General features: G+C 48.8%; 9 protein-coding genes. All 9 read left to right on the forward strand.

All coding sequences use genetic code 11. The features are described 5' to 3' along the window. The first annotated feature begins 35 nt into the window (after window positions 1–35). The gene (locus tag ACTHUT_RS10110; protein WP_070461515.1) at window positions 36–269 is read left to right on the forward strand and encodes a glutaredoxin family protein; all 234 of its coding nucleotides are present in this window, start codon (window positions 36–38) and stop codon (window positions 267–269) included. A 69-nt stretch (window positions 270–338) separates the two neighbouring features. Then, window positions 339–947: an SMC-Scp complex subunit ScpB gene (gene scpB / locus ACTHUT_RS10115; RefSeq protein WP_070713016.1), complete on the forward strand. Its 609-nt coding sequence runs from the start codon at window positions 339–341 to the stop codon at window positions 945–947. A gap of 288 nt (window positions 948–1,235) precedes the next feature. Beyond that, window positions 1,236–2,897 carry a DNA repair protein RecN gene (recN, locus tag ACTHUT_RS10120; RefSeq protein ID WP_070584322.1) on the forward strand — a complete coding sequence of 554 codons (1,662 nt, stop codon included), beginning with the start codon at window positions 1,236–1,238 and terminating at the stop codon, window positions 2,895–2,897. A 115-nt stretch (window positions 2,898–3,012) separates the two neighbouring features. Continuing rightward, window positions 3,013–3,969, forward strand: coding sequence for a glutathione synthase (gene gshB, locus ACTHUT_RS10125; protein WP_070584324.1), 957 nt, complete (start codon window positions 3,013–3,015; stop codon window positions 3,967–3,969). A gap of 68 nt (window positions 3,970–4,037) precedes the next feature. Next, window positions 4,038–4,421 carry a diacylglycerol kinase gene (locus ACTHUT_RS10130; protein ID WP_070584350.1) on the forward strand — a complete coding sequence of 128 codons (384 nt, stop codon included), beginning with the start codon at window positions 4,038–4,040 and terminating at the stop codon, window positions 4,419–4,421. A 131-nt stretch (window positions 4,422–4,552) separates the two neighbouring features. Then, entirely contained in the window at window positions 4,553–5,032 is a 480-nt protein-coding gene (locus tag ACTHUT_RS10135) for a copper chaperone PCu(A)C (RefSeq protein WP_070584325.1), read from the forward strand. A gap of 126 nt (window positions 5,033–5,158) precedes the next feature. Then, window positions 5,159–6,262 carry a tRNA 2-thiouridine(34) synthase MnmA gene (mnmA, locus tag ACTHUT_RS10140; RefSeq protein WP_070584326.1) on the forward strand — a complete coding sequence of 368 codons (1,104 nt, stop codon included), beginning with the start codon at window positions 5,159–5,161 and terminating at the stop codon, window positions 6,260–6,262. A gap of 92 nt (window positions 6,263–6,354) precedes the next feature. Next, a complete protein-coding gene (locus ACTHUT_RS10145; protein ID WP_070584327.1) occupies window positions 6,355–8,010 on the forward strand; it encodes an AMP-binding protein in 1,656 nt (551 codons plus the stop codon). A 124-nt stretch (window positions 8,011–8,134) separates the two neighbouring features. Beyond that, window positions 8,135–9,338 (forward strand): CTP synthase (locus tag ACTHUT_RS10150; protein ID WP_440418774.1); only part of this gene is annotated, 1,204 nt, incomplete at its 3' end.

Genomic DNA, 9,338 nt, shown 5'->3' on the forward strand with positions numbered 1-9,338 from the left:
CAATGGCCGCTTTTGTCCCTCCGAGAGTAACCGCCATGAAACTGACCTTGATGTTTCGGGAATATTGCAGCCTGTGCCACAAAATGCGCGAACAATTAAAGCCTTATCAGGAGCAGTTTGGATTTGAACTGGATATTGTTGATGTCGATGCCGATCCGGTTTTAGAAGAAAAGTACAATGAGCTGGTGCCTGTTTTGCTGGATGGCGATACCGAAATTTGCCATTGGTTTTTGGACGAGGAAAAACTGAAAGCGCATTTGAGTGCATAACAAACTGTTGACTATATTGTATTTCAGACGGCCTTTGGCTATTTATGCTGTCTGAACATTGATTTTATTATGACTGAAAAACTTTCTCCCGATGCGCTGATTGAAGCGGCGCTGTTGACACAAGTCGAACCCTTAAACGAAAAAGCCATGCGCGAATTGTGCGTGCCGCCGTTGTCGCAAGACAAGCTGATTGATGTGTTGGCGCAACTGAAGGCTCGCTGGCAGGACAGGGCTTTGCAACTGGTGCATACCCATGAGGGCTGGCGCTTCCAAATCGCCCAAGCCGCGTTTGAACGACTGGGCAGCCTGCAAGAGCAGCGCGCGCCGCGTTATTCCCGCGCCGTGATGGAAACGCTGGCGATTATTGCCTATCAGCAACCGGTAACGCGTGGCGATATCGAAGGCATACGCGGCGTGGCGGTGTCGCAAAATGTCATGCAAACCTTGCAGGATAGGGGCTGGATTGAAGTCATCGGCCACCGTGATTCTGTCGGCCGTCCGGCATTGTGGGCAACAACGGCAGCATTCTTAAGCGATTTGCGTTTGGAAAGTTTGGAAGAATTGCCGCCACTGACTGAATTGGGCGAGCTGGTGTTGCCTGATTTGATGGAAACGCCGCCGACAGGCGATGAGGAGGCTGAAGAAGCAGTAGAATCAGGAAGCAGACTGATTAACTGATTTGAATGTAAAGGCCGTCTGAAATAATTGTGTTTCAGACGGCCTTTGTGTTAGTTATTCTAGCGTTTTATAGTATTAAATGAACGCTTTATATCATTGAATAAGCCAGCCAGGGTAACAATATGGCGTGGTGCGTTTAGCAGTTTCTTAAAAAATAATTTGTTTAAAATAAATATCTTAGATAAATCATAAGAAAAATCTGATTTAAACTATAAAAAATCTTAGTTATAATCAGCTTATCTAAAGCTATTCCGCATGGTTGCGGGTAATTTACTAAGGAATACTGCAATGCTGTTGGCACTTTCTTTGCGTGATTTTGTCATTGTTGAAAACCTGAATCTTGATTTTCAAAACGGCTTTACCGTATTGACGGGCGAGACCGGCGCAGGCAAATCGATTACTCTGGATGCAATTGGCCTGTTGTTGGGCGATAAAGCCGATTACAGCCAAGTGCGCAGCGGTGCCAAAGAAGCGCAGTTGTCGGCTTTGTTCGACATCAGCGGTTTGTCTGAACTGAAAGCGCAGCTGCAGGAGCAAGGCCTTTTGGAAGAAGATGCGGAAGAGCTCAGCATCCGCCGTATTATCGATGCCAAGGGTAAAAGCCGCAGTTATATCAATAATCAGGCAGTAACATTGGCGCAGCTGAAGGCCATTGGCGAGCAGTTAATCGATATTCACGGCCAAAATGCCCATCATTCGTTGAATCAAGAGTCTGCGCAACGCGAGTTGTTGGACGCATTTGCCGGCAGCAAAGAGCAGGCAGAAACGGTCAAACAGCTTTATCAAAATTGGGTCAATGCGAAAAAGGCACTGCAAGAAGCACAAGAGCAGGCAGAAACCATGGCCATCGAACGCGAGCGTTTGGAATGGCAGTTTAATGAATTGAACCAATTGGAGCTCAAACCCAACGAATGGGAAACCTTAAGCCAAAGCCATGACAGCCTGGCGCATTCGGCCGAATTGCTGCAAACCGCCGAGCAGGTGGGCGACAGTATAGACGGAGACAACGGCATCCAACGTCAAATCTATCAATGCCAAAAACTGCTGGGCAATCTGCAAAACATTGAGCCGCGCTTTGCCGAGAGCCTGAATATGTTGGCAAGTATTGAAGCAGAATTGGGTGAAATCAGTGCCAATATGCGCGATGTGGCTGGTCGCAGCGACATCGATCCTAATGAATTGGCCGCACAAGAAAGCCGTATGGGCGAATTGATGAGTATGGCGCGCAAATACCGCATTGAGCCGGAAGAGTTGCCGCAAAAGTTGGCGGAAATCGACGAGCGCTTGCAAAACCTGCACGCGGCTGCTGATTTGGAAGCCTTGGAAAATGCAGTCGCACGCAATCTTGCCGAATACCATGAAGCCGCGCATATTCTCTCTGCCATGCGCCATCAGGCAGCCGGCCGTTTGGGTGAAGAGACCACCGAGCATATGCAACATTTGGCCATGAAAGGCGCACGTTTTGACATCGTCTTGTTGCCGTCTTCGCCGACCGCGCATGGTCTGGAACAGGTGCAATTCCAAGTGGCAGCGAATAAAGGCAATCCGTCCCGTCCTTTGAACAAAGTGGCTTCCGGCGGCGAATTGGCGCGTATCAGCTTGGCTTTGCAAGTGGTTGCCAGCCAATACACGCAAGTGCCGACATTGATTTTTGACGAAGTGGATACCGGTATTGGTGGCGGTGTTGCTGAAATGGTCGGTAAAGCTTTGCGTGCCTTAGGTAAAAAACATCAAGTCTTGGCGGTAACCCATCTTCCTCAAGTCGCCTCTTGCGGTGAAAACCATTGGCAGGTGCGCAAGCATAGCGAAGGCGAACAAACCGTTAGCGAAATCAGCGTCTTGAACCATCATCAGCGCATTGAGGAAATTGCGCGTATGCTGGGTGGCGAAATCATTACCGATACCACACGCAGCCATGCCGCCGAACTCTTGCATTTGGCAGCCGCCTAAAAGCTTCAAGGCCGTCTGAAAATAGGATTCAGACGGCCTTTTCTATATTTTGCCACCTTTTCAGGCAGGCAGAATACAAGGTATGATTATATCGTCTGTTTACAAGGAAATTTTGATGAAAGTCCTGTTTATCGCCGATCCGATGGCAAGTTTTAAAACCTATAAAGACACTACTTACGCCATGATGCGTGAAATGGCAAAGCGCGGTTGGCAGCTTTTTCATACCTTGAGCGGAGAATTGTCCGTCCGTGAAGGTTTGGTAGTGGCTCAGGCAGCGGCATTTGAGTTTGTCGGCGCGAAGAACGATGACGATCACGAATGGTTTAAAGCAGAGGCAAAAGTTCAGACGGCCTTGAAAGACTTCGATGCGGTCATTATGCGCACTGATCCGCCGTTTGATATGCAATATCTGTATGCAACCCAGTTTTTAACTTTGGCACAGCAGCAGGGCGCAAAAGTATTTAACAGCGGACAAGCAATGCGTGATTTCAATGAGAAATTGGCGATTTTGAACTTCAGCCAGTTTACCGCGCCGACTTTGGTTACCACACGTTCCGCCGATGTCCGTGCCTTTTTGAAAGAACACGGCGACATCATCATCAAACCGTTGGACGGCATGGGTGGTATGGGCATTTTCCGTCTGACCGAATCCGACCCCAATATCGGCAGTATCCTTGAAACCCTGATGCAGCTTGATTCACGCACCATCATGGCGCAACGTTATATTCCTGAAATCGTACATGGCGACAAGCGCATTCTGATTATTGGCGGGGAAGTTGTTCCGTATGCTTTGGCGCGTATTCCGCAAAACGGCGAAACACGCGGCAACTTGGCTGCCGGCGGTCGCGGCGTGGCACAGGAATTGAGCGAGCGCGACCGTGAAATTGCAGAAACCCTTGCGCCTGAATTGAAGCGCCGCGGTATTTTGCTTGCCGGTTTGGATGTCATCGGCAGCAACCTGACCGAAGTCAATGTAACCAGCCCGACCGGCTTCCAAGAAATCATGAAGCAAAAAGATTTCGACGTTGCCGCCATGTTCGCAGATGCCGTTGCATCTTGGGCAAAACAATAGAACCAAAGGCCGTCTGAAGATTGACCCGACCGTTTCTCTTCAGACGGCCTTTTTATGTTGAGAATATGATGGAACCATCTTCCTACGCATCTGAAAAAAAAGGTAAAAACGGCATTAAGCGCATCATTAATGCGTTCGGTTATTCCAAAGACGGACTGGCTGCCGCGTACCGTTATGAAAGTGCATTTCGCCAAGTTTTTTGGTTGAACCTGATTTTAATTTTTTTGGCTTTCTTCCTTGATTTCGGCCCGCTCACTAAAATGGTGCTTGTTGTCGCATCGTTTATTTCACTGATTACCGAATTGTTTAATACCGCCGTCGAGGCAGCCGTTGACCATACCTCTACTGAAAAACACGAGCTGGCCAAGCGTGCCAAAGATGCCGGCTCGGCCGCGCAACTGATGGCTTTGTTCATGTTATTTATTGTTTGGATTGTTGCATTAACTGCTTAGAAATGTGGTAATATGGTAATTCATTAGGATTAGATAGTATTAGTTAATCTATATCAAAGTTTTCAGACGGCCTTCGGTTGTAAGATGAAGGCCGTATATTCCAGCCATGTGGCAAACATAAGGAGCAAAACATGAAAAAATTAATGGCAACCCTGATTCTGGCAGGCTTGGCAACTTCCGTATCTGCAGCCGGTATCCATATTGAAGACGGTTGGGCACGTTCTACCGTTGAAGGTATGAAAATGGGTGGCGCATTCATGAAAATCCAAAACGATGAAGCCAAACAAGACTTCTTGGTAGGCGGCAGCAGCCCTGTTGCCGAACGTGTTGAAGTACACACTCACGTGAACGACAACGGCGTTATGCGCATGCGCGAAGTTAAAGGCGGCGTGCCTTTGGCTGCGAAAGGCGTAACCGAACTGAAACCAGGCAGCTACCACGTTATGTTCATGGGTCTGAAAAAACAATTGAAAGAAGGCGAAAAAGTACCTGTAACCCTGAAATTCAAAAACGCGAAACCCCAAACTGTCGAGCTGGAAGTGAAAACCGCACCGCAATCCGGCATGGATCACGGTCACGGCCATGGTCACGGTGGCGCGCATCAGCACTAATTGCTTGAATTTGCATATAAAGGCCGTCTGAAAGTCATTGGGCTTTCAGACGGCCTTTTCTGTCGTTAAATCAAAATGTGCTAAAATTACGCTTTAAAAAATGCATTTGAAACCCACATTCCGCTCATGAATACTACCAACACACCAACAAACATCATCGTCGGCCTTTCCGGCGGCGTCGATTCATCCGTTACCGCGGCCCTGCTCAAGCAGCAAGGCCATCAAATCAGCGGCGTGTTCATGCAGAACTGGGAAGATGACGACAACGACGAGTATTGCAGCATCAAACAAGACTCCTTTGATGCCATTGCCGTTGCCGATATCATCGGAATCGATATCGACATCGTCAATTTTGCCGCACAATATAAAGACAACGTATTTGCCTATTTCCTCAAAGAATACAGCGCAGGCCGCACGCCAAACCCGGATGTCTTGTGCAATGCCGAAATCAAATTCAAATGCTTTTTGGACTATGCCATCGAGCAGGGCGCCGATACCATTGCCACCGGACACTATGCCCGCAAAGAAGTTCGCAACGGCGTGCATTACCTGCTCAAAGGCTTGGATCAAAACAAAGACCAAAGCTATTTCCTGTACCGCCTCAAACCTTTCCAACTTGAGCGCGCAATTTTCCCATTGGGTGAGTTGGAGAAGCCTGAAGTCCGCCGTCTTGCCGAAGAATTCAAATTACCGACTGCAACCAAAAAAGACAGTACCGGCATTTGCTTTATCGGCGAACGCCCGTTCCGCGAATTTCTGCAAAAATACCTGCCGACCAATAATGGCAAAATGGTTACCCCTGAAGGCAAAGTGGTTGGCGAACACGTCGGCTTGATGTTTTACACGCTGGGCCAACGCAAAGGCTTGGGTATCGGCGGCGCAGGCGAACCATGGTTTGTCGCGGCCAAGGATTTGACCAAAAACGAACTGATTGTCGTACAAGGCCATGACCATCCTTTGCTTTATACTCGAAGCCTGGTTATGAACGATTTGAGTTTCACATTGCCCGACCGTCCGAAAGAAGGCCGCTATACCTGCAAAACGCGCTACCGTATGGCTGACGCGCCTTGCACGTTGCGTTACTTAGATGATGAAACCATCGAGCTTATCTTTGACGAGCCGCAATGGGCGGTAACCCCCGGACAATCAGCGGTACTGTACGACGGCGATGTGTGCTTGGGCGGCGGCATCATCATGTCCACCGACAAGCCTGTCATCATTACTGCTTAACACAAGGGCCGTCTGAAAACGAAGCGGCAGATTGAATAAAGCCTTCAGACGGCCTCGATTTCAAAAAACGACTCAATAAAAGACTGATTAATATGGAAAAACTCTGGCTCAAAAGCTACGAACAAGGCGTAAACCCTGAAATCGATATTTCTCAATACAGCTCCATCAGCGACGTATTCCGTCAAAGTGTCGAGAAATTCGCAGATAAACCTGCTTTTCAAAATATGGGCAAAACACTGACTTATGCCGAAGTAGGCAAGTTGGCGACCGATTTTGCATCTTACCTGCAAAATGTATTGAAACTGCCGCGCGGTGAGCGTGTGGCGATTATGATGCCGAACGTTTTGCAATATCCGATTGCGCTTTTCGGTATTTTGCAGGCAGGTTTGGTGGCAGTGAATACGAATCCGCTTTATACGCCGCGCGAGTTGGAACATCAGTTGAAAGACAGCGGCGCGACAACGATTGTCGTGTTGGAGAACTTTGCCAATACGCTGGAATTGGTGTTGCCGCGTACACAAATCAAACATGTGATTGTCGCGTCGGTCGGTGAGATGTTCGGCATGATTAAAGGCGTGTTGATGAACTTTGTCATCCGCAAAGTGAAAAAAATGGTGCCGGAATACCGCATTCCCAATACCGTGACTTTTCAGACGGCCTTGAAGCAAGGTGCAGCAAATACGCTCAAACCAGTCGAGTTGACGCGCGACGATACTGCCTTGCTGCAATATACAGGCGGTACAACCGGTTTGGCGAAAGGCGCCGTCCTTAGTCACGGCAATATCTGCGCCAATATGCTTCAGGCGAAAGAATGGATTAAAAATAGCCTGCACGAAGGCAAAGAAACGGTCATTGCCGCGTTGCCGCTTTATCATATCTTTGCCTTGACGGTAAACCTGATGATTTTCGCCAATACCGGTTCTAAAATCATCCTGATTACCAACCCTCGCGATATGAAAGGGTTTATCGGTGAATTGAAAAAAGAGCCGATTAGCGTATTCATCGGTGTGAATACCCTGTTTAATGCGATGGTCAACCGTCCGGATTTTGCCGAAGTTGATTTTTCCCGTTTGAAGCTGACTTTGGGCGGCGGTATGGCAACACAAAAAGCCGTGGCGGAAAAATGGAAAAAAATTACCGGTACGCCGATTGTGGAAGCTTATGGTTTGACCGAAGCCAGCCCGGGCGTATGTTGTAATCCTTTGAATATCGAAGCTTACAGCGGCGGTATTGGTCTGCCTGTTTCTTCAACCGAGGTCGAATTGCGTGATGCGGATGGCAAAGAAGTGCCTATCGGACAGCCGGGCGAATTGTGGGTACGCGGCCCGCAAGTGATGAAAGGCTATTGGAACCGTCCGGAAGAAACCGCCAAAGCAATCGATGCACGCGGCTTTTTAGAGACCGGCGATATTGCTGTGATGGATGAAAAAGGCTGGTTGAAGCTGGTGGACCGCAAAAAAGATTTGATTGTGGTATCCGGTTTCAATGTGTATCCGAACGAAATCGAAGAAGTGGTGGCCGGAAACGACAAAGTCTTGGAAGTCGCCTGTATCGGCGTGAAAAGTGAGAAAACCGGCGAAGCGATTAAGGTCTTCGTCGTACGCAAAGACCCGTCTTTGACTAAGGAAGAGCTGATCGATTTCTGCCGCAAAGAACTGACGGCGTATAAAGTGCCGAAAGACATCGAATTCCGCGACGAGTTGCCAAAATCCAACGTTGGCAAAATCCTGCGCCGCGAGCTGCGCTGATATATAGAATCAGTATGATAAGGCCGTCTGAAAACGCTGTTTTCAGACGGCCTGAAGCTTTTGCCGTTTGCCAGAATATGCTGCTTCAAGTTAAAATCACACATTCCAACATGGGTATCACATCATGACTAAATTTATTTTCGTAACCGGCGGCGTTGTATCTTCTTTGGGTAAAGGTATCGCCGCCGCTTCTATTGCTACTATCCTTGAGTCGCGTGGCTTGAACGTGACCATGCTTAAACTCGACCCGTATATCAACGTTGACCCGGGTACCATGAGCCCTTTTCAACACGGCGAAGTATTCGTGACCGATGACGGCGCGGAAACCGACCTCGACTTGGGTCACTACGAGCGCTTCATCAACGCCACCATGACCCGCCGTAACAGCTTCAGTACCGGCCAAGTCTATGAAAACGTGATTGCCAAAGAGCGCCGCGGCGACTATTTGGGTGGTACCGTACAAGTGATTCCGCACATTACTGATGAAATCAAACGCCGTATCCATGAAGGCGCGGCTGGTTATGATGTGGCGATTGTTGAAATCGGCGGTACAGTCGGTGATATCGAATCGTTGCCTTTCTTGGAAGCCATCCGCCAAATGCGCAGCCAGCTCGGCCGCAACAATACATTGTTTGCCCACCTGAGCTATGTGCCTTACATTGCCGCCGCCGGCGAAATCAAAACCAAACCGACCCAGCATACCGTTAAAGAAATGTTGAGCATCGGTTTGCAACCGGACATCCTGATCTGCCGTATGGACAGAGAAATGCCTGCGGACGAGCGCCGTAAGATTGCTTTGTTCTGTAACGTTGAAGAACGTGCCATCGTGGGCAGCTACGATGTGGACAGCATCTACGAATGCCCTGAAATGCTGCACAACCAAGGCATCGACAGCATTATTACCGAGCAGTTGCAGCTGAATGTCAAACAAGCCGATTTGACCGAATGGAAGAAAATCGTTCACGCGATTCGAAATCCGAAACATACCGTCAAAATCGCGATGGTCGGCAAATACGTTGATTTGACCGAGTCCTACAAATCATTGATCGAAGCCCTGAAACACGCCGGTATTCACACTGAAACCGACGTACAAATTACCTTTGTCGACAGCGAAAGCATCGAGAAGGGCAATGGCGACGTTTCCATGCTCAAAGGCATGGACGCGATTTTGGTGCCGGGCGGCTTCGGTTCACGCGGCGTAGAAGGCAAAATTGCCGCCGTACGCTATGCGCGTGAAAACAACGTACCATATTTGGGCATCTGTTTGGGTATGCAAATTGCCCTGATTGAATACGCCCGCGATGTTGCAGGCTTGAAGGGTGCGAACT

The organism is Neisseria sp. P0022.S010 (genome assembly GCF_051956635.1).

Coding starts and splice junctions, on each gene's coding strand:
- ACTHUT_RS10110 (WP_070461515.1), top strand. CDS start 36: ATGAAACTGACCTTGATGTTTCGGGAATATTGCAGCCTGTGCCACAAA.
- scpB (WP_070713016.1), top strand. CDS start 339: ATGACTGAAAAACTTTCTCCCGATGCGCTGATTGAAGCGGCGCTGTTG.
- recN (WP_070584322.1), top strand. CDS start 1,236: ATGCTGTTGGCACTTTCTTTGCGTGATTTTGTCATTGTTGAAAACCTG.
- gshB (WP_070584324.1), top strand. CDS start 3,013: ATGAAAGTCCTGTTTATCGCCGATCCGATGGCAAGTTTTAAAACCTAT.
- ACTHUT_RS10130 (WP_070584350.1), top strand. CDS start 4,038: ATGGAACCATCTTCCTACGCATCTGAAAAAAAAGGTAAAAACGGCATT.
- ACTHUT_RS10135 (WP_070584325.1), top strand. CDS start 4,553: ATGAAAAAATTAATGGCAACCCTGATTCTGGCAGGCTTGGCAACTTCC.
- mnmA (WP_070584326.1), top strand. CDS start 5,159: ATGAATACTACCAACACACCAACAAACATCATCGTCGGCCTTTCCGGC.
- ACTHUT_RS10145 (WP_070584327.1), top strand. CDS start 6,355: ATGGAAAAACTCTGGCTCAAAAGCTACGAACAAGGCGTAAACCCTGAA.